At 73.1% G+C, this 23,961-nt stretch carries 16 protein-coding genes; 9 read left to right on the forward strand and 7 right to left on the reverse strand.

All coding sequences use genetic code 11. The features are described 5' to 3' along the window. Nucleotides 1-3: 3 nt before the first annotated feature. Together NHH00_RS18430 and NHH00_RS18435 are read right to left on the reverse strand one after the other, a co-directional pair. Nucleotides 4-1,305 (reverse strand): alpha/beta fold hydrolase, encoded by a 1,302-nt coding sequence (locus NHH00_RS18430; protein ID WP_253055129.1) that lies wholly within the window; start codon nt 1,303-1,305, stop codon nt 4-6. 19 nt (nt 1,306-1,324) lie between these two features. After that, the gene (locus tag NHH00_RS18435) at nt 1,325-2,290 is read right to left on the reverse strand and encodes an NAD(P)-dependent alcohol dehydrogenase (RefSeq protein ID WP_253055004.1); all 966 of its coding nucleotides are present in this window, start codon (nt 2,288-2,290) and stop codon (nt 1,325-1,327) included. A 90-nt stretch (nt 2,291-2,380) separates the two neighbouring features. Between NHH00_RS18435 and NHH00_RS18440 the strand changes: the two genes are divergently transcribed. Beyond that, nucleotides 2,381-3,034, forward strand: a complete 654-nt coding sequence (locus NHH00_RS18440) for a maleylpyruvate isomerase N-terminal domain-containing protein (protein ID WP_253055005.1) — start codon at nt 2,381-2,383, stop codon at nt 3,032-3,034. Between the two features lie 138 nt (nt 3,035-3,172). On the opposite strand, the gene glpK is transcribed toward NHH00_RS18440, so the two are convergent. The 3 genes from glpK to NHH00_RS18455 form a co-directional block, all read right to left on the reverse strand. Then, nucleotides 3,173-4,690, reverse strand: a complete 1,518-nt coding sequence (gene glpK / locus NHH00_RS18445; RefSeq protein ID WP_253055006.1) for a glycerol kinase GlpK — start codon at nt 4,688-4,690, stop codon at nt 3,173-3,175. A gap of 137 nt (nt 4,691-4,827) precedes the next feature. Next, nucleotides 4,828-5,589 (reverse strand): MIP/aquaporin family protein, encoded by a 762-nt coding sequence (locus NHH00_RS18450; protein ID WP_253055007.1) that lies wholly within the window; start codon nt 5,587-5,589, stop codon nt 4,828-4,830. A gap of 179 nt (nt 5,590-5,768) precedes the next feature. Beyond that, nucleotides 5,769-7,517, reverse strand: a complete 1,749-nt coding sequence (locus NHH00_RS18455) for a glycerol-3-phosphate dehydrogenase/oxidase (RefSeq protein ID WP_253055008.1) — start codon at nt 7,515-7,517, stop codon at nt 5,769-5,771. Between the two features lie 229 nt (nt 7,518-7,746). Between NHH00_RS18455 and NHH00_RS18460 the strand changes: the two genes are divergently transcribed. Both NHH00_RS18460 and NHH00_RS18465 read left to right on the forward strand, forming a co-directional pair. Continuing rightward, on the forward strand, nt 7,747-8,697 hold the full coding sequence (locus tag NHH00_RS18460; RefSeq protein ID WP_253055009.1) for a sugar-binding transcriptional regulator: 951 nt from the start codon (nt 7,747-7,749) through the stop codon (nt 8,695-8,697). Nucleotides 8,698-8,764: 67 nt separating this feature from the next. Continuing rightward, nucleotides 8,765-9,361 (forward strand): amino-acid N-acetyltransferase, encoded by a 597-nt coding sequence (locus NHH00_RS18465; protein WP_253055010.1) that lies wholly within the window; start codon nt 8,765-8,767, stop codon nt 9,359-9,361. Here NHH00_RS18465 and NHH00_RS18470 read toward each other — a convergent pair. After that, complete coding sequence (locus NHH00_RS18470; RefSeq protein WP_253055011.1) at nt 9,354-10,385, reverse strand: LacI family DNA-binding transcriptional regulator; 1,032 nt, start codon at nt 10,383-10,385, stop codon at nt 9,354-9,356. The two genes, NHH00_RS18465 and NHH00_RS18470, sit on opposite strands and share 8 nt — an antisense overlap. Before the next feature lie 324 nt (nt 10,386-10,709). On the opposite strand from NHH00_RS18470, the gene NHH00_RS18475 reads away from it, so the two are divergent. From NHH00_RS18475 to NHH00_RS18490, 4 genes are all read left to right on the forward strand, one after another. Next, the gene (locus NHH00_RS18475) at nt 10,710-12,026 is read left to right on the forward strand and encodes an ABC transporter substrate-binding protein (protein WP_087471202.1); all 1,317 of its coding nucleotides are present in this window, start codon (nt 10,710-10,712) and stop codon (nt 12,024-12,026) included. 120 nt (nt 12,027-12,146) lie between these two features. Then, nucleotides 12,147-13,160, forward strand: coding sequence for a carbohydrate ABC transporter permease (locus NHH00_RS18480; RefSeq protein WP_253055012.1), 1,014 nt, complete (start codon nt 12,147-12,149; stop codon nt 13,158-13,160). A 1-nt stretch (nt 13,161) separates the two neighbouring features. Beyond that, nucleotides 13,162-14,055, forward strand: a complete 894-nt coding sequence (locus tag NHH00_RS18485; RefSeq protein ID WP_253055013.1) for a carbohydrate ABC transporter permease — start codon at nt 13,162-13,164, stop codon at nt 14,053-14,055. Between the two features lie 119 nt (nt 14,056-14,174). Then, nucleotides 14,175-16,163 carry a glycoside hydrolase family 127 protein gene (locus NHH00_RS18490; RefSeq protein ID WP_253055014.1) on the forward strand — a complete coding sequence of 663 codons (1,989 nt, stop codon included), beginning with the start codon at nt 14,175-14,177 and terminating at the stop codon, nt 16,161-16,163. A 24-nt stretch (nt 16,164-16,187) separates the two neighbouring features. Here NHH00_RS18490 and NHH00_RS18495 read toward each other — a convergent pair whose 3' ends face one another. After that, nucleotides 16,188-17,135, reverse strand: a complete 948-nt coding sequence (locus NHH00_RS18495) for an A/G-specific adenine glycosylase (protein WP_253055015.1) — start codon at nt 17,133-17,135, stop codon at nt 16,188-16,190. A 198-nt stretch (nt 17,136-17,333) separates the two neighbouring features. Between NHH00_RS18495 and NHH00_RS18500 the strand changes: the two genes are divergently transcribed. Both NHH00_RS18500 and NHH00_RS18505 read left to right on the forward strand, forming a co-directional pair. After that, nucleotides 17,334-18,161 carry a hypothetical protein gene (locus NHH00_RS18500; RefSeq protein ID WP_253055016.1) on the forward strand — a complete coding sequence of 276 codons (828 nt, stop codon included), beginning with the start codon at nt 17,334-17,336 and terminating at the stop codon, nt 18,159-18,161. 536 nt (nt 18,162-18,697) lie between these two features. Then, nucleotides 18,698-23,350 (forward strand): galactose-binding domain-containing protein, encoded by a 4,653-nt coding sequence (locus NHH00_RS18505; protein ID WP_253055017.1) that lies wholly within the window; start codon nt 18,698-18,700, stop codon nt 23,348-23,350. Nucleotides 23,351-23,961: the final 611 nt, after the last annotated feature.

The raw sequence follows: 23,961 nt of genomic DNA on the forward strand, positions 1-23,961 counted from the left end.
GGGTCACGTGGGGAGGGGGCCGCCTCGGGCGGCGAGGCGGTCGCGCAGGCGGGCGAGGACGTCGCCCGTGCGCAGGCCGTCGTGCTCGAACTCGTTGGTCACCCACGTGCGGACGTTGCCCACGCGGGCCGCCGTGTCGAGCGAGAGGCCCGCGTCGACGAACATGTCGTCGAAGTACACCGCCGCCTCGACGGGCACCTCGTTGCGGGCGAGCACGTCGAGGTCGTACAGGTCCGGCCAGTCGTCGCGCGCGGCGAGCGCCTCCGCCGCGGCGCGGAAGGGACGCAGCGCCGCGACCTCGTCGAACATCCAGGGGTAGATCATCTCGCCCGTGAGCAGCAGCGGCCGGGCCGCCGGGTCGAACGCGGGGTCCTCGGCACGCACCGCCTCGGCTGCCCAGGCCGTGGGTCCGGTGCCGGACTGCGCGTAGATCGACTCGTGCAGGACGGCGTAGAGCGGGTTGGTGCGGAACGACGTCGCCGCGGCGACCTCCGCGAGGAAGGTGTCGGTGAGCTCGTCGGGCCCGTCGGCGTCGAACGCCTCGTCGACGACCCAGTGGATGCGCTCCGGGCCGGGCTTCATCCCGAGGTCCATGCCGAGCGACTGGAGCCGGCGGACGGTGAGCACGTCGCCGTCGGGCAGGCGCACGTCGCCCACGGCCAGGCGGTCCGCGGCGCGCGCGAGCCGGGCCGCGTCGTCGGGGTACCGCTCCCGGTAGGCGGCGTTCTTCGCGACGACGCGCGGCTGGGTGCGGCGGTAGACCTCGCGCGCGTCCGCCGTCAGGCCCGGCAGGCCGCCCGTCACGTAGCACGCGTCGAGGGCCTCGGGCGCTCGGGACAGGTAGGTCATGGTGAGGAAGCCGCCGTACGACTGCCCGAGCGACGACCAGCGCCGGCCGCCGTAGACCGTGCGTCGCACGTGCTCCGCGTCCGCGACGATCGCGTCGGCGCGGAAGTGCGACAGGTAGTCGGCCTGGGCGGCGCCCGTCCCGCGGGCCGTGAGCGCCGCGCCCCGCACGGCCGACGAGCGCCCGGTGCCCCGCTGGTCGAGCAGCACCACCCGGTGCGTCTCGAGCGCCGTGCCGACCCAGCCGTCGGGGCCGGTGGGGCGCGGCCCCTTGCCGCCCGGGCCGCCCTGGAGGAAGACGAGCAGCGGCAGGTCGTCGCGACGGCGCACGGGGTCGACGAGCTCGCGCACGAACAGCGTCAGGCGGCGCGGGTCGCCGTCGTCGCCCCAGACGAGCGGCACCGCGAGCTCGCGGTCGGTGACGTGGATGCCGGGGACGGTGTAGCTGGTCTCGCGCAGGACGCTCACGCGCCCCACCCTAGCCAGCGTCGTGGCGCACGGTGACGACGACCTTCCCGAGGGCGCGCCCCTCACCGTGCAGCGTGAGCGCGGCGGGCACGTCCGCGAGGGGGAACGTACGGTCGACGGGGATCTCGACGGCGCCGGCGGCGCACAGGTCGGCGAGCGGGGCGAAGTGGCGCGGCCCCTGGCGCACGAAGAGCACGCCGAGCCGGGCACCGGACAGCGCTCCCAGGACGGGCCCGACGGTGAGCATGCGGAGCAGCGTCCGCAGCGTGCCTCCGACCATCAGGCACCGACCTCCGCGGGCGAGCGCGCGCCGGTAGGCGAACACGGACCGGTGCGCGACGAGGTCGACGACGAGGTCGTAGGGGCCGGTCCGCGTGAAGTCGGTCTGACGGTAGTCGATCACCTCGTGCGCACCCAGCCGCCGGAGGAAGTCGAGCTTGCCCGCGTTGTCCACCGCGGTGACGCGCAGGCCTCGCGCGACGGCGAGCTGGACCATGAGGCTCCCGGAACCGCCGCCCGCGCCGTTGACGAGCACGCGAGCCTCCGGAGCCGCCGGCGCGAGGGCCTGGAGCGCGATGGCGCCCGCCTGCGGGATCGTGGACGCCTGGACGAAGGTGAGCCCCGGCGGCTTGTGCGCCACCGCCTTCTCCGGCATCGTCACGAGCTCCGCGAACCCGCCGCGGCGCGGGAGGTTGTCGCCGTAGACCTCGTCGCCCGGGCGGAAGCGCGTGACGCCGTCCCCGACCGCGACGACGCGGCCGGCGACGTCGGAGCCGAGGACCCGGGTGCGTGGCGCGCGGAGCCCGTCGAGGCGCGCGTAGCCCGGGCTGCCCCGCAGGGCCTCCCAGTCCGACAGGTTCACGGACGTCGCGACGACCTCGACGAGCACCTCGCCCTTCGCCGGCACTGGCTCCGGCACGTCACGGAGGTGCAGCTCGTCGACGTCGCCGTACCGCTCGTAGACCCACGCGCGCACCCGACCACCGTAGGGACTCCCGCGGGCGGGAGCCACCGCGGCGCGGGGAATGCTCTGGGCCGGCCGGGTCCGCGGGGCTAGCGTGGCGAGGTGCTCCCTTTCACCCGGGCCGTGACCGCCCTCCAGGACGCCGTGGACGCGCTCGGCGACGAGCACTGGGAGCGGCCGTCGGGCTGCACCGGCTGGCTCGTACGCGACCTCGTGTGCCACCTGACCATCGGTGCGCAGGACGTCCTCGTCACCCTGGTGACCCCGCAGGACGCCGCGCCGACCGTCGACGCGGTCTCCTACTGGCGGGTCGGCGACGGCGAGGAGCACCCCGACCCCCACGGCCGCCTCGTCGCGCGGCTCGCGGCGGCGTACGGGCGGCCGGGCGCGCTCCGGCACCACGTGGACGACCTCCTCGCCGCCGCGGGCCGGGCGGCCGAGCTCGCGGACCCGGGTGCGCGGGTCGGGACGCAGGGCGAGACCCTCACCGTCCGCGACTTCCTCGACGCGTACGTCCTGGAGTGGACCGTGCACCACCTCGACCTCGTGGCGCACCTGCCGGCCGCGGCCGACCCGCCGGCCGAGACGCTCGCGGCGTCCAGCGCGCTGCTCGAGGCCCTCCTGGGCGCGCCGGTCCCGCCGTCCCTCGCCGACCCGGACGCCTTGCGCGTCGTGACGGGCCGCCGCGCACCCACGGCCGCGGAGCGCGAGGACCTGGGCCCCCTGGCCGCCCGCCTCCCCGTCAGCCTCGGCTGACCCGGCGCCCTCGTCGCCTCTCCGGTCGTGGGGAGACGGGTCCCCGCACGAGAGGCGACGCCGAAGGAGGGGGTGGGTCGTGTCGCCGTGGCGACACCACCCCACCCCCTCCGGACGGGACTTCCGTCGTGACGGGGACTACTGCTCCACGTCCTCGTCCACCCACTCGAACGTCTTCGTCACGGCCTTCTTCCAGTTCCGGTAGAGGCGCTCGCGCTCGGAGTCGTCCATCGACGGGCTCCACCGCTTGTCCTCGGCCCAGTTGTCGATGACGTCCTGCTCGCCCTTCCAGAACCCGACGGCGATGCCCGCGGCGTACGCGGCGCCGAGCGCGGTGGTCTCGGCGACCTTGGGGCGCACGACGTCGACGCCGAGCTGGTCGGCCTGGAACTGCATGAGCAGCTCGTTGGCGACCATGCCGCCGTCGACGCGCAGCTCGGTGAGGTCGACGCCGGAGTCGGCGTTCATCGCGTCCAGCACCTCGCGCGTCTGGTAGGCGGTCGCCTCGAGCGCGGCCCGCGCGATGTGGTTGCGGTTGACGTACCGCGTGAGGCCGACGAGCGCGCCGCGTGCGTCCGAGCGCCAGTACGGGGCGAAGAGACCGGAGAACGCGGGCACGAAGTACGCGCCGCCGTTGTCCTCGACCTTGCCCGCGAGCCACTCGACGTCGGGCGCGTCCTCGAACATGCCGAGGTTGTCGCGCAGCCACTGGATGAGCGAGCCCGTGACGGCGATCGAGCCCTCGAGCGCGTAGCGGACGGGCTGGTCGCCGATCTTGTAGCAGACGGTCGTGAGCAGGCCGTTCTGGCTCATGACCTTCTCCGTGCCCGTGTTGAGCAGCATGAAGTTGCCGGTGCCGTACGTGTTCTTGGCCTGCCCGACCTCGAAGCACGCCTGGCCGAACGTCGCCGCCTGCTGGTCGCCGAGGATGCCCGCGATCGGCACGCCGGGGAGCAGGCCCTGCTGGCGGCCGTGCCCGTAGACCTCGGAGGAGGACTTGATCTCGGGGAGCATGGACAGCGGGATGCCCATGTCCGCGGCGATGTCCTCGCGCCAGGAGAGCGTGTCGAGGTCCATGAGCATGGTGCGCGACGCGTTGGTCACGTCGGTGACGTGCACGCCGCCGTTGACGCCGCCCGTGAGGTTCCACAGCGTCCACGTGTCGGTGTTGCCGAACAGCAGGTCGCCGGCCTCGGCCTTCTCGCGCGCACCCTCGACGTTGTCGAGGATCCACTTCACCTTGGGACCGGAGAAGTAGGTCGCGAGCGGGAGGCCGACGATCGACTTGTACTTCTCGGGGCCGTCGGAGCCGCCCAGCTCGTCGACGATCTTCTGGGTGCGGGTGTCCTGCCAGACGATCGCGTTGTAGACCGGCTTGCCCGTGGTCCTGTCCCACACGACCGCGGTCTCGCGCTGGTTGGTGATGCCGACCGCCGCGATGTCGTGGTGCGTCACGTTGGCGCGGGTGAGCGCGAGGCCCACGGCCTCGCGGACGTTGTTCCAGATCTGCTCCGGGTTGTGCTCCACCCACCCGGCGCGCGGGAAGATCTGGTCGTGCTCGAGCTGCCCGGTGGAGACGATCTCCCCGGAGTGGTTGAAGACGATGGCCCGGGAGCTCGTGGTCCCCTGGTCGATGGCGAGAACGTAGTCGGCCATGGTGCGTTCAGTCCTTCACGTCGGTGTGGGTTCGGGTTGGTGTGGGTGCCCGGCGCCCGACGGCGGCGGGTCGCGTGACCGGGGAGGCCCCCGGCTCCCCGGTCACGCGGGGGAGAGGTCCGGCTCGTCCGGGTCGGTCAGATCCAGGCGGCGCCGAGCAGGCCGGCGAGGACACCGCCGACCAGCGGACCGGCGACGGGGACCCACGAGTAGGCCCAGTCGCTCGAGCCCTTGCCCCGGATCGGCAGCAGCGCGTGCGCGATGCGGGGACCGAGGTCACGGGCAGGGTTGATGGCGTACCCGGTGGGACCACCGATGCTCGCGCCGATCGCGACCACGACGAGCGCGACGGCGAGCGGTCCCAGACCCGACGGCGTCTTCCCGGACGCCACGACGAAGAACACGAGCACGAAGGTCGCGATGACCTCGGTGATGAAGTTCCACGCGTAGGAGCGGATCTCGGGGCCGGTGGAGAACACGGCGAGCTTGGTGGCGCTGGGGGCGTCCTCGTCGAAGTGCTTCTTGTACGCGAGGAACGCGACCACGGCACCGATGATCGCTCCGATCATCTGGGCGCCCCAGTACATGAACATGTTGCCCACGGTGGGCTCGATGGTCGCCGTGACCATCCCCTCCGGCCCGGTGACCGAGTAGAACGGCTCCTGAGCGGTGAAGAGGCCGATCGTGACGGCCGGGTTGAGGTGGGCGCCCGACTTGTAGGCCACGTAGACGGCGGTGAAGACCGCGAGGCCCCATCCGAAGTTGATGAGGAGCCAGCCGCCGTTGAAGCCCTTGGTCCTCGGCAGGACGACGTTCGCGACGACGCCCGCTCCGAGGAGGATCAGGGTCGCCGTGCCGAGGATCTCGGACCAGAAGGCGTTCATGAGGAGTTGATCCATCGTGCTCTCTCTTTCGTGGTGGACTTCTCTGTCTCAACCGTCCCGGCGCGCCTGAGCGTCGGGTCCTCGGGTCGGTCCGCCGTCGGCGTGCGCCCCGTGAGGTCGGTGTGCGAGGCCTGGTCGGGCGCCGTCCCCTGCCGGACGGCGCCCGAGGCGCGCTCGCGAGCGGTGTTCTGCTGTCAGGTGGTGCGGAGCGGCTGGAGAGGCGACACGTCGTCGACCTCGAGCCGGGTGCGCTCGGCGGAGGCGTCGTCGGGCTCCTGCTCGGCGGCGGCCTCCGCGTTCGCGCGGTCGGTGTAGCTGGCGATCTCGGCGGCGCGGGTCGCGTCGTCCCACCCGAGCAGCTCGCCGACGAGGTCGGCGATCTCGGGCAGCGCGGCGAGGCCGCGGTCGGCGACCTCGTAGTTGAGCCGGGTGCGGTGCAGGAGCAGGTCCTCGAGGTGCAGCGAGCCCTCGTGGGAGACGCCGTACGCGATCTCGGCCCGCAGGTACGCGGGCGCGTGCTCCAGCGGCGTCGCGAGGTCCGGCCGGGCCTCGCACAGCTCGACGATCTCGCGGAGGTTGGACCCGTACCGGTGCAGCAGGTGGTCGACGAGAGCGGGCGTCCAGCCGTAGCGCGAGGCCCACGGCCGCGCCTGCCGTCGGACGGCGTCGAGCCCGACGGCGCCCAGGAGCGGGATCTTCTGCGTGATGGAGGGCAGGGCGCTCGCACGCTGGCCGATCGCGAAGTCGACGGCGTCCTTGGCCATCACGCGGTAGGTCGTGAGCTTGCCGCCGGCGATGACGGTCAGCCCCGGGGTGGGGGAGGCGACGGTGTGCTCGCGCGAGACCTTCGCGGAGCTCGTCCCCTCCTTGGTGCCCGGCTGCAGGAGCGGGCGGAGCCCGGCGTAGGTGCCGATGATGTCGTCGCGCGTGAGCGGGTGGGCGAGCACCGCGTTCGCGTGGTCGAGCACGTAGTCGATGTCGGCCGACGTCGCGACGGGGTGCTGGAAGTCCTGCTCCCACGGGGTGTCCGTGGTGCCGATGATCCAGTAGCGCGACCACGGGATGATGAACAGGACCGACTTCTCGGTCTGCAGGATCAGCCCGACCTGGCCCTTGATCCGCTCGCGCGGGACGACGATGTGGACGCCCTTGGACGCGAGGACCCGCAGCCCGCCCTCGCTGCCGGCGAGCGCCTCGGTGTCCTCGGTCCAGACGCCGGTCGCGTTGATGACGGCGCGGGCCCGGACGGTGATCTCGGTCCCGGTCTCGAGGTCCTGGAGCACGGCGCCGTTCACCGCGCCCGTCGATCCCTTGGTGAGCGAGACGACCTGCGTGCGCGAGGCGGCGTGCGCGCCGTAGGACGCGGCCGTGCGCACGAGCGTCGTGACGAGGCGTGCGTCGTCGACGGAGGCGTCCCAGTACTGCACGGCGCCGATCGCGGCGTCGTGCGCGAGGTCCGGGAACTTCTTCTCCATGCGGCTGCGCGACAGGTGCCGGTGGATCGGCATGGCGCGCCTGCCGGGTGCGAGGCTCGCGAGCGTGTCGTAGAGCGCGATGCCCGCGCCGACGTAGGCGCGCTCCCACACGCGGTGCTCGAGCGGGTAGAGGAACGGGACCGGCCGCACGAGGTGCGGGGCGATGTCCTTGAGCAGGAGGTCGCGCTCGGTCAGCGCCTCCTTGACGAGGTGGAAGTCGAGCATCTGCAGGTAGCGCAGGCCGCCGTGGACGAGCTTGCTCGACCGGCTCGAGGTCCCGGCCGCCCAGTCCTGCGCCTCGACGATCGCCGTCGACAGCCCGCGCGTCACGGCGTCGAGCGCGATCCCCGCGCCGGTGACGCCGCCGCCGATCACGAGGACGTCGAGCTCCGCGTCGGGGGTCGTGCTGGCCTCGAGCACGGCGAGCGCCTGCCGGCGCGACTCCGCGGTGAGTCTCGTGGATGCCATCCGTCTTCCTCTCTCGTCCCTCGGTGCTGCGGGCACGCCGCGGGACGATGCGCCCACGGTGCGCTCACAGCGACGGTCCCACGCCCGACCAGGGTGCGCGAGCGGTAGCCGCCGTGCGCGCGCCGGGTCCCGGCGCGCTGGCACGCTCTCCAGGTCACCACGCGCCGAACGGACGCGCAACCGTGGTGCACAAACGTGCAGAATGGAGGTCGAGCGAAGGGAGACGGGCATGGTGGACCGGGAGCAGGACGTCCTGCGGGCGGCCTCGATGTACTACCTGCAGGACATGAAGATGGAGGCCATCGCCAAGCACCTGCACACGTCGCGGTCCACCGTGTCGCGGCTCGTGAAGCGGGCCCGGGACACGGGGCTGGTCGAGATCTCGCTGCGGCCGGCGCGGAGCCGCGGGCCCGGGCTGGGCCAGCACCTCTCGAGCACGTGGGGCATCGACGCGTACGTCGTCCCGGTGCCGGACCAGGCGCCGCAGGTCGAGCGGCTGGAGCAGGTCGCGCTGACGACCGCGCGCCTGCTGTCGACGTGGTTCGACTCCGACATGATCCTCGGCATCGCGTGGGGGACCACGCTCTCGGCCATCTCCCGGCACCTGCCGCGCAAGCCGACACGGGGGAGCGCCGTCGTCCAGCTCAACGGGGCCGCGAACACGCGCACGTCGGGCGTGCACTACGCGGGCGACCTCATCGCGGGCTTCGGCGCCGCCTTCGACGCGCACGTGCACCATTTCCCAGTGCCGGCGTTCTTCGACTACGCCGAGACCAAGCGGGCGATGTGGCGCGAGCGGTCGGTGCGACGCGTGCTGGACGTGCAGCACCGTGCGGACATCGCGCTCTTCTCCGTCGGGGCCGTGGCGGGTGGCGTGCCGTCGCACGTGTACTCGGCGGGCTACCTCGAGCCGGACGACATCGCGGTCCTGGACGCCGAGGGCGTGGTCGGCGACGTGTGCACGGTGTTCCTGCGCGCGGACGGCACCTACCGCGACATCGCCCTCAACGGTCGCGCGACCGGCCCCGCGCCGGAGGAGCTGCGGCGCGTGCCGCGGCGCGTGTGCGCGGTCGCGGGGGACAACAAGGTGGCGCCGCTGCGCGCCGCGCTGCGCGCGGGGGTCGTCACCGACCTCGTCGTCGACGAGATCACGGCGGCGCGGCTCGTCGGGGGCGCCTGAACCCACGGAGGTATGCGGCGCAGTGCATGACTATGCATCGAGCCCGCGATCCGCGTACAGTGACGCGGTGCCCACGACCTCCGCCGTCCGCGTCCGTCCCGCCCTGCCCGCGGACGTGCGCGCGGTCCGCGCGCTCGTGCAGCCCTACGCGGAGGACCGGATCCTCCTGGCCAAGGAGCTGGTCGGGTACTACGAGGCGGTCCAGGAGTTCGTGGTCGCCGAGGTGGACCCGGCCGCGACGAGCGCCGTCGGCGAGGCCGACGACGAGGACGCGCCGCGCGTCGTCGGGTGCGGCGCGCTGCACGTCATGTGGGACGACCTCGCCGAGATCCGCACCCTCGCCGTCGACCCCGCGTGGCGCGGGCACCGCGTGGGGCACGCGCTCGTCGTCGAGCTGCTGGCGCGGGCCCGCGCGCTCGGGCTCCGTCGGGTGTTCTGCCTGACGTTCGAGGTCGACTTCTTCCGGGCGCACGGCTTCCGCGCGATCGAGGGGACCCCCGTCTCGCACGAGGTGTACGCCGAGCTCCTGCGCTCGCACGACGACGGCGTCGCGGAGTTCCTCGACCTCGCGCGCGTGAAGCCCAACACGCTCGGCAACACGCGCATGCTGCTCGACCTCGACGACCTCGACGGCGGCGGCACCGCGGACGCGACGCTCAGCTGATCGGCACGGTCGACGCGCGGGTCACCACGCGGCACGGGAGCTCCTCGACCCCCGGGCGCACGGTCCCGTCGATCGCGGCGAAGAGGCGCTGCGCCGCGACGCGCCCGAGCCGCTCGAGGTTCATGTCGACGCTCGTGAGCTGCGGGCGCGCGTTGGTCGTCAGCACCTCCCAGTTGTCGAAGCCGATGACCGACACCTCGCCGGGCACGTCGCGACCGAGCTCGCGCAGCGCGTCGAGCACGCCGCGCGCGATCTGGTCCGAGCCGCAGAAGAAGGCGTCGACGTCGCCGTGCTGCTCGACGATCATGCGCGCGGCGCCGCGTCCCCAGCCCTCGCTCCACGAGCCGAAGAAGGTCTGGCCGCCGACCAGCTCCAGGCCGGCGGCGGCGACCGCGGCCTCGGCGCCTGCCGCGCGGTCCTGCGCGGCCTTGTAGCCGGGGTCGCCCGAGACGTGCGCGACGCGCCGGCGCCCGCACGAGAGCAGGTGCTCGACGGCGAGGCGCCCGGCCCCGACGTTGTCCGCCGTGATCGAGACGTCGGACGGGTCCTCGGACGGCGCGTAGGCGTAGACCACCGGGACCGGGATGTCCGCGCTCAGCGGCGGCCGCGGGTCGGTGCGCGAGCCGACGACGATGAGCCCGTCGACGCGCCGCGAGAGCAGGGCGCGCACGTGGTGCTGCTCGCGGATGGCGTCGCCGCGCGCGTCGCACAGGAAGACCGACACGCGGCCCGCGCCGAACGCGTCCTCGGCGCCCATGAGGACCGGGATCGAGAAGCGTCCCTCGAGGTCGCTCGTGAGCAGCCCGACCGTGCCGGTGCGGCCCTTGAGCAACCCGCGCGCGAGCGCGTTGGGGGCGAAGGACAGCCGCTCGGCGGCCTCCAGGACGCGCAGGCGCGTCTCCGCCTTGACCTGGTCGCGCCCGTTGATCGCCTTGGACGCGGTCGCGATGGACACGCCCGCGAGGCGCGCGACGTCGGTGAGGGTCGCCGCGCGCGGCGTGGCGCTCCCGCTCTGGGTCGTCATGAGGCCGTTCCCCCTCCTGCCGGTGCGCTGCGCTGCGCCCTCGACGATCGAGCCGTGATCGAACTGTAACCCGCTGCCCTGCTTGACGAGACTACCGCGCTGCCATACATTCAGAAAACCTTTTCGGTTGGTTTCGGTGCTGACGACCTCGCGAGCACGTGGCTCACGGATGACGCCAGGACATCGAACACTAGCCGCCTGAGGGGAGGGTCGGCCACGTGGAGCGCGCCGCAGCGCGACACGGGGACCGAAAACGTGTTCGCCCACAGCGCGGGCACGGGGCACAGGTGCAACGGCTCGAAGACGAGTACGAGGAGACACGAGATGAAGAACCACCGCGGGGCCTCGTGGAAGAGGTCCGTGGCCACGACGACGCTCGCCGGCCTCGTCGCGCTCGGGCTCGCCGCGTGCGGCGGGTCCGGATCGGGCGGCGACGACGCCGCGACGGGCGGGACGGGAGAGGGCGGCGTCGAGGGGGTCGACGACGGCAGCACGCTCACGCTGTGGACGCGCGCGCCGCTCGAGAAGCAGGCGAAGCTGCTCGTGGACGCGTACAACGCGAGTCACGAGAACCAGGTCGAGCTGACGATCGTTCCCAACGACGACTACGTCGCGAAGGTCGGCGCCGCCGCGGGCAGCGGCGGGCTGCCCGACCTGTTCGCAGCCGACATCGTGTACGTGCCGAACTGGGTCGAGCAGGGGCTCTACCAGGACGTCACGGACCGCATCGACCAGCTCGACTTCGCGGACCAGATCAACCAGGGCCACCTCGAGGCCGGCACGTACGAGGACGAGGAGTACGTGCTGCCGTTCGTGCTCGACATCTCGGTCCTCTTCTACAACAAGGACCTCTACGAGCAGGCCGGCCTCGACCCGGAGGCCGGGCCGACGTCGCTCGAGGAGTTCGCCGAGCAGGCGAAGGCGGTCGACGCGCTCGGCGGCGGCGTCGACGGCACCTTCTTCGGCGGCAACTGCGGCGGGTGCCTCGTCTTCACGTGGTTCCCGTCGGTGTGGGCCGCGGACGAGGACGTGCTCAGCGCGGACGGCACCGAGTCACTCCTCGCGAGCGACACCGCGCAGGACGTCTACGCCGTGTACAAGGACCTCGTCGACTCCGACGCCGTGGGCGCCGGCACGCGGGACGAGACCGGCGCGACCTGGGTCGCCCCCTTCCAGGAGGGCAAGATCGGCGTCATGCCGTACCCGGCGACGCTCCTGTCGACGGCGGACGAGACGGTGGACGTCGGCGTCGCACCGATCCCGGGGCCGGGCGGCGGCGAGTCGACCTTCGTCGGCGGCGACGGCATCGGCATCTCCAAGGACAGCGAGCAGTCCGACCAGGCGTGGAACTTCCTCTCCTGGATGATGTCCGAGGACGCCCAGGTCGAGGTGCTCGCCAAGAACGGCGACGTCGTCTCGCGCGCCGACCTGGTCGACAACGAGTACTCGTCGGCCGACCCGCGCGTCGTGACGATCAACGAGATCGCGAGCAAGGGCCGCACGCCCGTCGCCCGCAACTTCCAGCAGGCGTTCAACGCGCCGAACAGCCCGTGGCTCACGCTCGTGCGCAACGCGGTGTTCGGCGACGCCTCGAGCATCGAGCCGGACAACGAGGAGATCACCGCGGTCCTCTCGCAGTGACCGGTCCGGCGTGATCGTCCCGAGCGACCACCCCGCGTGACCACAGCGCCCGCCGCCGCGCCCACCCGTGCGGCGGCGGGCCGGGTCCGGCTTCCCTCGCCCTGTTCCAGGAGACCTCTCATGTCCGTGCAGTCCGCGTCCTCGACGCCGCCCTCGCCCGCGCCGCACGGCGCGGCGTCGCCGGGCCCCGCCGCGAGCGACCACCGACCGCCCCGCGGCACCCTGACCGCGAGCGCCGGGCGGCGCCGCCGTCGGCCGGGGCGCTCGCAGGCCGCCCGCGGGTGGGCCTACGCCGCGCCCACCGCGGTGTTCGTGCTCGTGTTCTTCGTCCTCCCCGTCCTGCTCGTCGGCCAGATGTCGGTGTCCGACTGGCCGCTGCTCGCCGGCAACCGGGGCCCCAACTTCCCCGACAACTTCCGCGACGCGGTCGACAACCGGTTCTTCTGGGACTCGATCGTCTTCACGCTGAAGTACACGGTGATCGCGACCGTGCTCCTCATCGCCCTGGGGCTCGGCTTCGCGCTCCTGGTGCAGGAGTCGAGCCGGTGGAAGAGCTTCCTGCGCACCTCGATCCTCGTGCCGAGCGCGCTGGGCCTGGCGTCCGCGTCGCTGCTCTTCTACGCGCTGTACTCGCCGCAGGTCGGGCCGATCTCCCCGCTCCTGGAGCGGCTGGGGATCGTCGACGAGCCGGTGTCGTTCCTCGGCTCGCCCGAGGGCGCGCTGTGGTCGACGGTCTTCCTCATCGTCTGGCGCTTCGCCGGGTTCTACATGCTCCTGCTCATGGTGGGGCTGCAGGGGATCCCGCACGAGGTCTACGAGGCCGCGCGCATGGACGGCGCGAACCGCTGGCAGACGTTCGGGCGCGTGACGCTCCCGCTGCTGCGCCCGTCGCTCGCGCTGTGCACGATCATGTGCGTCACCGGCTCGCTGCTCGCGTTCGACCAGTTCTACATCCTCACCAAGGGCGGCCCGGACAACAGCACGATCACCGTGGTCCAGCTCATCTACAACATCGCCTTCCAGGGCCAGAACGACCTGGGCGTGGCCGCCGCGCTGTCGATCATCGTGCTCGCCGCCCTCGTGCTCATCAACGTCGCGCAGGTCCGTGGCATGCGCGCACCCGAGGAGAAGTGACATGACCGTCACCGCACCCGCTCCCGCACCCGCGGCGCGACCCGCTCCCACCGGCCGGCCGGCCCCGCGCGCCCGCATCGCCGGCGTCCTCACCCGCACCCCGTACTGGGTGCTCACCGGGGGCCTCGCCATCGTCTTCCTCTTCCCGCTGATCTGGGCGGGCGTGGCCTCGTTCTCGCCGCAGCCCGGCAGCAACCAGGTCGACGGCTGGGGCTTCGGGAACTACGTGACCCTGGCGAACTACCAGGCGGGCATCGGGCAGTACCTCCTGAACTCCGTGGTCGTGTCCGGGCTCACGGTGCTCTTCACCCTCGGGGTGTCGCTGCTCGGCGGCTTCGCCTTCGCGCGGTTCCGGTTCCCCGGCCGCGACGTGCTGTTCCTCGTGACGCTCGCGATCCTCATGGTCCCGTACGCGACGCTGCTCATCCCGCTCTACGTGCTCCTCAACACCATCGGCCTGCAGAACTCGTTGCTCGGCCTCGCGCTGGTCCTCACCATGTTCCAGCTCCCGTTCGCGACGTTCATGATGCGCATCGCGTTCGAGTCGGTGCCGCGCGAGCTGGACGAGGCCGCGATGGTCGACGGGTGCTCGTCGTTCGGCGCCCTGTGGCGGGTCCTGCTGCCGGCGGTGAAGCCGGGGCTCATCACCGTCGGGCTGTTCGCCTTCCTCGCCGCCTGGAACGACTTCGTGGCACCCCTGATCCTCATCACCGACTCGACGAAGGCGCCGCTGCCGCTCGCGGTGGCGAACATGCGCCAGCAGGTCATGGGCATCGTCGACTACGGCGCGACCCAGGCAGGCGTCGTCGTCCTCGCGGCCCCGTGCATCGTCCTGTTCCTGCTCCTGCAGCGCCACTACGTGCGCGGCTTCATGTCCGGGGCGCTGAAGGGATGACGACCCACGCCCCCGACCCGACCCCCGTCCGACCGACCGACCCCACGACGCCCGGCGTCGTCCCACCACGACGACCCGACGAACCACGAGGCGACGCCGTCGCCTCCGGAGGTGCTGCCATGACCACGACCCCGACCGTGCCCCGGACGACGGGGACCGGTGCCCGCCCCACGGACGGCGGACGGCCGGTCGTCCCCGCGACCGGGCGGCTGCAGCCGCTCGGCCTGGCGCAGGTGCGCATCACGGGCGGGTTCTGGGCCGAGCGCCAGGAGGTGAACCGCACCGCGACCCTCGCGCACATCGAGCACTGGCTCGAGGCCGAGGGCTGGCTGTCGAACTTCGACGCCGTCGCGCGCGGCGACGTCGCGACGACCCGCCGCGGCCGGGAGTTCAGCGACTCCGAGGTGTACAAGCTGCTCGAGGCGATGGCGTGGGAGCTCGGCCGCCGACCCGACGACGACCTCGAGCGCCGCTTCGCCGCGATCGTGCGGCGCGTCGCGGCGGCGCAGGCGCCGGACGGCTACCTCTGCACGCGGTTCGGCAGCCCTGGCCAGGACGCCCGGTACACGGACCTCGAGTGGGGCCACGAGCTGTACGTCCAAGGGCACCTCATGCAGGCCGCCGTCGCGCGCGCCCGCACCGGCCACCCCGAGGACCTGCTGGTCGAGGTCGCGCGCCGGTCCGCGGACCACGTGTGCGAGGCGTTCGGGCCCGACGGCATCCACGGGGTGTGCGGGCACGCCGAGATCGAGGTGGCGCTCGCGGAGCTCGGCCGCGCGCTCGACGAGCCGCGGTACGTGCGGCAGGCGGCGCTGTTCGTCGAGCGCCGCGGTCAGGGCACCCTCGCGGACATCGAGTGGGGCCGCTCCTACTACCAGGACGACGTCCCCGTGCGCGAGGCCACCGTCTTCCGCGGTCACGCCGTGCGCGCCAACTACCTCGCCGCGGGCGCGATCGACGTCGCCGTCGAGACGGGCGACGACGCGCTCGTGGCCGCGGTCGCCCGGCAGTGGGAGCGCACGCAGGCCGCCCGCACCTACGTCACGGGCGGGCAGGGGTCGCACCACCAGGACGAGGCGTTCGGCGACGACTTCGTCCTCCCGCCCGACCGCGCGTACTCCGAGACGTGCGCGTCGATCGGCTCGGTCATGGTCGCGTGGCGGCTCCTGCTCGCGCAGGGCGACCCGCGCTACGCCGACGTGGTCGAGCGCACGCTCTTCAACGTCGTCGCGACGTCGCCCGCGCACGACGGCCGCGCGTTCTACTACGCGAACACGCTGCACCAGCGCGTCCCCGGCGAGCCGGCGGCCCCGGACCAGGTGAGCAAGCGCGCCGAGTCGTCGCTGCGCGCGCCGTGGTTCGAGGTGTCGTGCTGCCCGCCGAACGTCGCGCGCACGTTCGCCAGCCTCGCGGGGTATCTCGCGACGGTCGACGACGGCGGCGTGCAGCTCCACCAGTACGCGCCGAGCGAGGTCCGCGCGACGCTGCCGTCGGGCGAGCCGGTCACGCTCGACGTCCAGACCGGCTACCCCGCGGACGGGCGCGTGCGCGTGCGCGTCGTGGAGGCGCCCGAGCGCTGGGCGCTCACCCTGCGCGTGCCCGCCTGGTCCGGGTCGGGGCGGCTCGTGGTCGACGACGGCCCGGCCCGCCAGGTGCCCGCGGGGACCGTCGCGGTCCCCGACCTGCGCGCGGGCAGCGTCGTCACGCTCGAGCTCGACGTCGCGCCGCGGTTCCTCGTGCCCGACGAGCGCGTGGACGCCGTGCGCGGCTGCGTCGCCGTCCAGCGCGGCCCCGAGGTCCTGTGCGTGGAGTCCGTCGACCTGCCGGGCGGGCGCGACGTCGCCGACCTGCGCGTCGACGTGGCCGTGCCCCCGCGCGAGGAGGACGGGCGCGTCGTCGTGCGCGGGCTGCTCGTGGACCCGGCGACGGCTCCGTGGCCCTACACCCCGCTCCGCGGCGGGGCGCCCGGGCGGACGGGCGCCGACCGCCCGGGCGAGGAGCCGGTCGCGACGTCGGCGGAGGTCCCCGTCGACGTCCGGCTCGTGCCGTACCACGACTGGGCCGAGCGCGGCCCGTCGACGATGCGGGTCTGGCTGCCGACCCTCTGACCCGGCGCCGGGGCCCGTGGCGGGTCAGGCGGGGAGGCGGTAGAGGTCGTCGACCTGCTCGACGAGCCCGTCCTCGACGAGGCTCGCGACGCAGCGGTCGAGCTGCGCGGCGTCGTGCCACACCTCGGTCACGACGCCGCGCGGCACCGGTCCCGGCGCGTCGCGCAGCACGGCCATGACCCGACCCCGCACCTGCCGGTCGGTGCCCGCCCAGGCCTGCGTGCGCCGTCGTCCCGCGTGCTCGTCGCCCGGGCGCCCGGCGAGGCGCCACGCGCACGCGTCGCGGACGGGGCAGACGCCGCAGCGCGGCGTCCGGGCCGTGCACACGAGCGCGCCGAGCTCCATCGAGGCGGCGGCCCAGAGCACCGCGTCCGCGTCGTCAGCCGGGGCGAGGGCGGCCGCCCTCGCGCGCTCGGCGGCCGTGTACGACGGCGCGGGCAGGGCGTCCCCGCCGACGGCCCGCGCCAGGACGCGGCGCACGTTCGTGTCGACGACGACGGCGCGTCGGCCGTGCGCGAACGCGGTCACCGCCGCGGCGGTGTACTCGCCGACGCCCGGCAGCGCGCGCAGGGCGTCCTCGCCGTGCGGGACCTCGCCGCCGTGCCGCTCGACGACCGCCCGGGCGCACTCCTGCAGGCGCAGCGCGCGGCGGGGGTAGCCGAGGCGGCCCCAGGCGCGCAGCACGTCCGCCGTCGACGCCGCCGCGAGGTCCGCGGGCGTCGGCCAGCGATCCATCCACGCGCGCCACGCGGGCTCGACCCGGACCACCGGCGTCTGCTGGAGCATGACCTCGCTCACGAGGACGCCCCACGCGGTGCGGTCCGCGGCGCGCCACGGCAGGTCGCGCGCCGTCTCGCCGAACCAGCGCCCGACGGCGTCGTGCAGGTCGGCGTGCGGGTGCGGTCCCGCGGCAGCGGTGGTGACGGCGGCGGCGACGGGCGGTCGGGCCGGGCGCGCGGCCGGGGCGGTCATGACGGCGGTCGTCCCTCTCGGTCGTCGGTCGGCCCCGTGCCGCCGGCGGGCCGGCGGTCGTGGCCGAGGCGGGCGCCGACGGGTGGGCGGAGGGACCCATTCTGCCCCGACCTGGGCGGTCGTCGGCGCGGCAGCACCGGGCGGGGCACCGGTCGCCGCTACCGTGGTCGCGACCAGCACCTGCACGACGGAGGACCCGTGAGCACGCCGCGGACCGACCGCGCCCCGAGGCCGGGCGCCAGCCCCCGCAGCGGGCCGGGCGACCGGCCCACGCGCGGGGCGCTGCTCCGACGCCGCGTCGTCGCGCTCGCGCTGCTCGTCGGCCTCGTGGTGGGACTCGTCCTGCTCGGGCAGGTCGTCGTGCGGGCGGTGCAGCCGCTGCTCGCCGGCGACGAGCCCGCGCAGGAGGGCAAGTCCGCGCCGCCGACCCCGGAGGCGGCCGGCCCGCCGCAGGACTGCACGGCGGCATCTCTCGAGCTCGGGCTGACGGCGAGCGCGGCGGAGTACGAGCCCGGACGCGCGGTCCAGCTCACCGTGACGCTCCGGCAGTCCGGCGGCCGCCCCTGCCTCGTCGACGGCTCCGACGCCGGACGTCAGGTGCAGATCTACTCCGGCGACGAGCTCGTCTGGTCGTCGGCCGACTGCGGCACGACGGAGCGGCTGCTGCTCATGAGCACCGGGGACGAGGACCCGTCGAAGCTCGTGCGCTGGGACCGGCACCGCTCGGCCGAGGGGTGCGCGCCCGACCAGCCGGAGGTCGGGCCGGGCACGTACACCGCGGTCCTGAGCATCGCGGGCGTCGACGGCGCGACGAGCGAGCCCGTGACGTTCACGCTGCTCGAGCCGCCCCCGCCGTCCCCGGACCCCGCGGACACGACCGCCCCGGAGGACGGGACCGCGCCGCCGGCGGACGGTGCGACGCCGCCCGCGGACGGGACCGCCCCGCCGGCGGACGGTGCGACGCCGCCCGCGGACGGGGCCACCGCGCCGGCGGACGGGACCACCCCGCCCGGCGACGGCGCCTGACGGGCGGGTGCGGGGCGGTCCCCGGCGGCGAACTCTGGCCGTCGTGGCGGGACACATCCTGCTGCCGTGCACACCCGGGGCGCGTGAAATCGATGGACACCACCTTTCGGTAGCGCCCCGGGTCGCCCGCTCCTCCTGGCTGTGAGATTGCGTCGCACGGGGCGCTGATGGCGTCGTACCAACGATCATCGGGCGCCGCACCGTTCCGTGGTGCTCCGGCGGCCGAGGCAAAGTCGAGACCGAAAACCATTGCGGGCGGCCCTTCGTGGCTGGTTGACTGGCTCGCGTCTGGCGACCTCACCGCGGAGGTGCCCGGGGCCCCGGCCCCGGGCGCGAGCGCTCCACGGGGCGGCGCGAGGCGGCACGACGATCAGGGTCCCGCGCCCCGCAGCGGGGCGGGCGGACGAGGCAGTCCGCCCGTGCGAGGCGAGGCCCGTCGTCGTCCCGAAACCTGTTTTCCGGTTCCCGATGGAGAGGACTTGGTGATGTCGGGGAGAGCGTGGAGAAGGGTCGTCGCCTCGGCGATGACAGGTGCGATGGCCGTGACCGGCGTCGCGCTGGCACCGGGGGCGCAGGCCGACGTGGTGCCGGGCAACGAGAGCGACGTCGGTGTGTACACCGACGGCACGACCGACTCGATGGACATCGGTGACCCGGTCTACTCGAACCTGGACCAGGTCGCCGCGGCGCTGGAGCCCGGGGTCCCGTGGACCGCGGGCTCGATGCACGGGTCGATCTTCGAGAAGGACCGCGCGGCGGGCGGCACGGACTACTACCTGGACCGCGTGCTCGGGGTCAGCGGGACGTCGGGCAACACCGTGCTGCAGACGCGCGGCCGCTCGCTGTACCTGCGGGGCAACAGCAACTGGGCGGTCATGGGCTTCGCGGGCTCCGCGTTCGCGGGCGGACCCAACAACCTCGGCAACCTCTACACCGTCACGGTCCCGGGCCAGACGATCACCGAGGTCGGGGCGCAGCGCTTCAACGCGCCGAGCCACGCGAAGGCGCGGTACACGGTCGGGACGACGGGCGTCACCGCCGACCTCAAGAAGCTCATCACGTACGACAACGTGGCGCTCTCGGCGATCACGTTCACCAACCCCGGCGCGAGCGACGTGACGTTCACGGTCCGCGCGGCGTCGCCGCTGGCGACCACGTCGACGGACGCGGCCGACGAGCTCACCGGGACGCGGACCCTGACGAGCGGCGCGAACAACGGTCTCGTCGACACCCCGTGGTCCGAGGTCACGGTCGGCCTCAAGGCGCCCGGGTTCGAGCGCGTGGGCACCAACCTCGACCGCGAGGTGACCGTCCCGGCGGGCGGTTCGGTCGACCTGTCCGTCCTCGGCGTGCTGTCCAGCGACACGCTCCCCGAGTCGGTCGAGAGCTTCCACGAGTACGCCGCGCTGTCGCCCGCGGAGGCGTTCCGCACCGGCGTGACGGAGTTCAACCGGCAGTGGGCGCAGGACATCCCGTACATCGACGTCCCGGACGAGGCGATCGAGAAGGCGATCGTCTACCGCTGGTGGGGCGAGCGGTACAACAGCCTGGACGCGAACGAGCCGGGCTACGTGTACCAGTACCCGACGACGATCGAGGGCGTGAACCTCTACCAGAACTCGGTGGCGCTCACGCAGCCCATGCACCTGCAGGACACCAAGTGGATCCGCAACCCGTACCTCGGGTACGGCCAGATCCTCAACATCGGTGAGCTGTCCGGGTCGTCGGCGTTCCTCGACAGCCCGGGCCACACGAGCTGGAACAACCACTACTCGCAGTACCTCGGCACCGCAGGCCTCGAGGCCTACAACGTGCACGGCGGCGGTCCGGCGGTCGCCGAGCGCTTCGCGACGTACTTCGAGGGCGACGGCGTCGGTCAGCTCGAGCACTACGACGGCAACGACGACAAGCTCATCGCCTACGACACCAACTACATGCCCGGCAACGACTCCGACGCGATCAGCTTCGGCTACCCCAAGGTGAACGCCGGGGCGCCGGGAGCGCGGACGATCGAGCGCCCGGAGTCCGCGTACGTGTGGGGCGCGTTCGACGCCGCGCGCCAGCTCTACGCGATGGCGGGCACCGACCCGGCGAAGGTCGCCGAGATGGGTGACACGGCCGACGAGATCCGGGACGCGATCCTCGGCCGGCTGTGGAGCGAGGAGACGCGCATGTTCCTCGCTGGCACGTCGCACGGCGCGACGTCGGGCGGGAACCAGAACCCGCTCAGCGAGGCCGAGCGCGACCTCATCCCGGCGAAGGAGTCGAACCTCTACGACGTCTACGCCGAGAACCTCATCCCGGTCGAGGACGCCGAGAAGTACGTCGACGGCTTCCGCTTCCTGCGGTACGGCGACAACTTCCCGATCTTCCCGTTCTACACGGCCAACCAGTACGACCGGGCGAAGTACGGCATCGGGGGCTCGAACAACTTCTCCAACATCAACTTCACGGTCCAGTACCGCGGCGTGCGGTCCGCGCTGCGGCACTACGACCCCGACCACACGTACGTCACGCCCGAGTACGCCGCGAAGCTCCTCGACTGGATGGCGTGGAGCATCTACCCGAACGGCAACGCGCTGGTCCCGAACCAGGCCGAGTACTACTCGAGCTGGAACGCGAGCACGCAGACGTTCAACCGCAACAACCCGAACCACGTGATGCTCGGCAACATGAACTACATCTACGTCGAGGACATGGGCGGCATCCAGCCGCGGTCCGACGACAAGATCGAGCTCTGGCCGATCGACCTCGGGTACGACCACTTCATGGTCAACAACCTGCGGTACCACGGCAAGGACGTCACGATCGTCTGGGACGAGGACGGCTCGCACTACGGCCTCGGCGAGGGCTACAGCCTGTTCGTCGACGGCGAGCGCAAGGCCGCGGCCGACGCGCTCGGCCGGTTCGTCTACGACCCGGCGGCCAACGAGGTCGTCGAGTCCGACGAGGGACTGGCCGTCGAGGTCGTCGACGACCAGGGCGCCGACCTGCCGACCGCGGTCGACACCCCGATCGAGGACGAGCGCGTCGTGGCCTACCTGAAGACCGCGGGCATCGACCTCACCGAGGAGGCGGTCAACCTCGCGCGCGGGGCGGAGCTCTCGTCGTCGGCCACCCAGCAGGGTGCGCGCCCGACGCCGTGGCGTCAGTTCCACACGCCGGGCTGGAGCACGGGGTCGATGAACTACACCCCGGGCGCCATCACGGAGACCGAGCGTCCCGTGTCCCTCGCCGCGGTCACCGACGGCACGACCGTCAACGAGCCCTACTGGGGCAACTACGGGACCGAGGGCGACACGGGGTACGTCGAGCTCGACCTCGGCGAGCCCACGACGTTCGACAACGTCAAGGTCTGGTTCGTCAGCGACCGGCAGGCGGGCGGGTACCGCGAGCCGGTCCGGTACTCGATCCAGGTGCCCGACGGCTCGGGCGGCTGGACCTCGGTGCCGGACGCGTTCAAGGCGCCGAAGATCCCCGGCCCCAAGTTCAACGAGGCGCTCTTCGAGGCCGTGACGACCGACAAGGTCCGCGTCGCGTTCACGAACACGCCGAGCTACTGGACGGCGATCTCGGAGATCCAGGTCTTCGACTCCGGCCGCGAGGTGCCCGAGGTCGTCAACGACGCCCCGACCGTCACGGTGAACGTCGACCGCTCCAAGGACGGCAACCTGTCCACGACGCTCGTCGGCACCGTGACCGACGACGGCATCCCCGACGACGGCACGCTCACCTCCGGGTGGACGACCGTCGCCGCCCCCGACGGCGCGAGCGTCATCTTCGGCGACGCCGACGCCCTGACCACGACGGTGACGGGCACGGTCGCGGGGGAGTACACGTTCCGCCTCACCGCGTCCGACGGCGAGCTCACGACCGAGCGCGACGTCCAGGTCGAGCTCACCGAGAAGGCGACCTCCGCCGAGTTCGGCGCGCTCGCGACGATCACGACGAGCGGGTCGGCGTCGTGGGAGAACCCGCTGCGCGTCAACGAGTCCTCGACGCCCGGCAGCTCGAACCCGGGTGCGGGCAACGGCTGGGGCACGTGGGGCCAGCCCGCGAACGGGACGAGCGCGCAGACCGCCGCGTGGATCCGCTACGCGTGGCAGTCGCCGGTGCTCGTCGCCTCGACGGACATCTACTGGTACGACGACAACGGCGGGACGCGCATGCCGCGCGCGGACACCTACACCGTCGAGCACTCGCAGAACGGCACCGACTGGACCCCCGTGACCCTGACCGACGGCTCGACGTACGCGGGCGCGCTCCAGCGCAACACGTACAACCACCTGGAGTTCGAGCCCGTCGAGGCCAGCTACCTGCGCGTCCGGATCACCGGCGTCCAGACCGGCGGCGCCGGCACCGGCATCCTGCGGTGGCGCGTCAACGGCGACACCGTGGACTCCGTGGCGAGCCCGGTGATCGTCCGGACCGTCACGGGCGAGGTCCCGACGCTCCCCGCCTCGCTCGACGTCGTCTACTCGAGCGGCCGCCGCGGCGCGGTCGACTTCACCTGGCAGCCGATCACGCCGGCCATGGTGGCGGAGACCAACGTCGAGCCGTTCACCGTCTACGGCACGAACACGACCTACGGCCTGATCGCCGAGGCCCAGGTCTACGTGCGGCCGGAGAACTCCCAGGGCGGCATCTCGATCCAGGGCGCCGAGCAGTTCGAGCAGAGCGTCGCCGTCGGCGAGCAGCCGTGGCTGCCCACGAAGGTCCTCGTGTCCTACAACGACGGCTCGCGCGACAACCAGGCGATCGGCGTCGAGTGGGACTACGACGAGTCGGTCGTCCAGACGCCGGGCGTGTACGTGATCCAGGGCGACCTCGTCCTCCCGGACTACGTGAGCACCGCCGGCACCACCACGACGACGCTCACGCTCACCGTGGGCGACGGCGTCCCGGCCGGCCCGGCGGTCACCGTCACGGCCGAGACCCGCTGCCTCGCCGGCAAGGTCTACGTCGCGGTCCGGGCGCTCAACGACGACGACGTGCCGCTCACGGTCCGTCTCGACACCCCGTTCGGCACCAAGACGTTCAACGGCGTCGAGCCCGGCAAGAACGCCTACCAGTCGTTCGCGTCGCGCACGACGTCGGTCGAGGCCGGCGCGGCCACGGTCGTGGCCACCGACGCCGAAGGGAGGTCGACGACGGTCACCGCGCAGTACGACGCCGCCACCTGCGGCTGACCCGCACCCTGCGCGTCGCACCACGTCTCGCCCCGGTCCGTCCCCACGGACCGGGGCGAGACCCGTCTGCGCGAGGGAGAACCCCGCCCCCCGCGAGGTAGAGCCCTGGTTCCGCGAGGTAGAGCCGAGGTCGCGCGAGGTAGAGCCGTGGTTCCGCGAGGTAGAGCCGCGGTAACCCTGCCCGACGGCGTGTGGTCGCCTTGGGTGGGCGGGGTGGGTGGTGGTGCCGCGTCTACCATCCGCCGCTCGTTCCTCGCGGCTCCCGCCAGGCCCGACCACGACGCGGCACCACCACCCACCCCGCCCGGCGTCGTCTCGCCCTGGTCGTCGCTCACCTCGGACGACCGCCCGCGGTGTCAGGTTTGCTTGCACCACACCCCACCCATCACACCTACTGCGCGGTCCCGCTCCGCGCAGTCCCCTCTGCGCCGTCGCGGTCCAGCCGTAGCGGCTGCCTGATAGCGCAGACGCTGCGGCGAGCGCTTCTGAGCGCCCGACGGGCGCCGACCGCCGGCTCGGCGAGTACCGTCGGAGCGGTCCAGCACCGGCGGACAGGCGACTCGCCGCAGCAGGCAATCCACCGCCGTGGGCGGCCCGACCGCGGTGGGCGA

This window comes from Cellulosimicrobium cellulans, assembly GCF_024124905.1.
GTDB classification, from domain to species: domain Bacteria; phylum Actinomycetota; class Actinomycetes; order Actinomycetales; family Cellulomonadaceae; genus Cellulosimicrobium; species Cellulosimicrobium cellulans_G.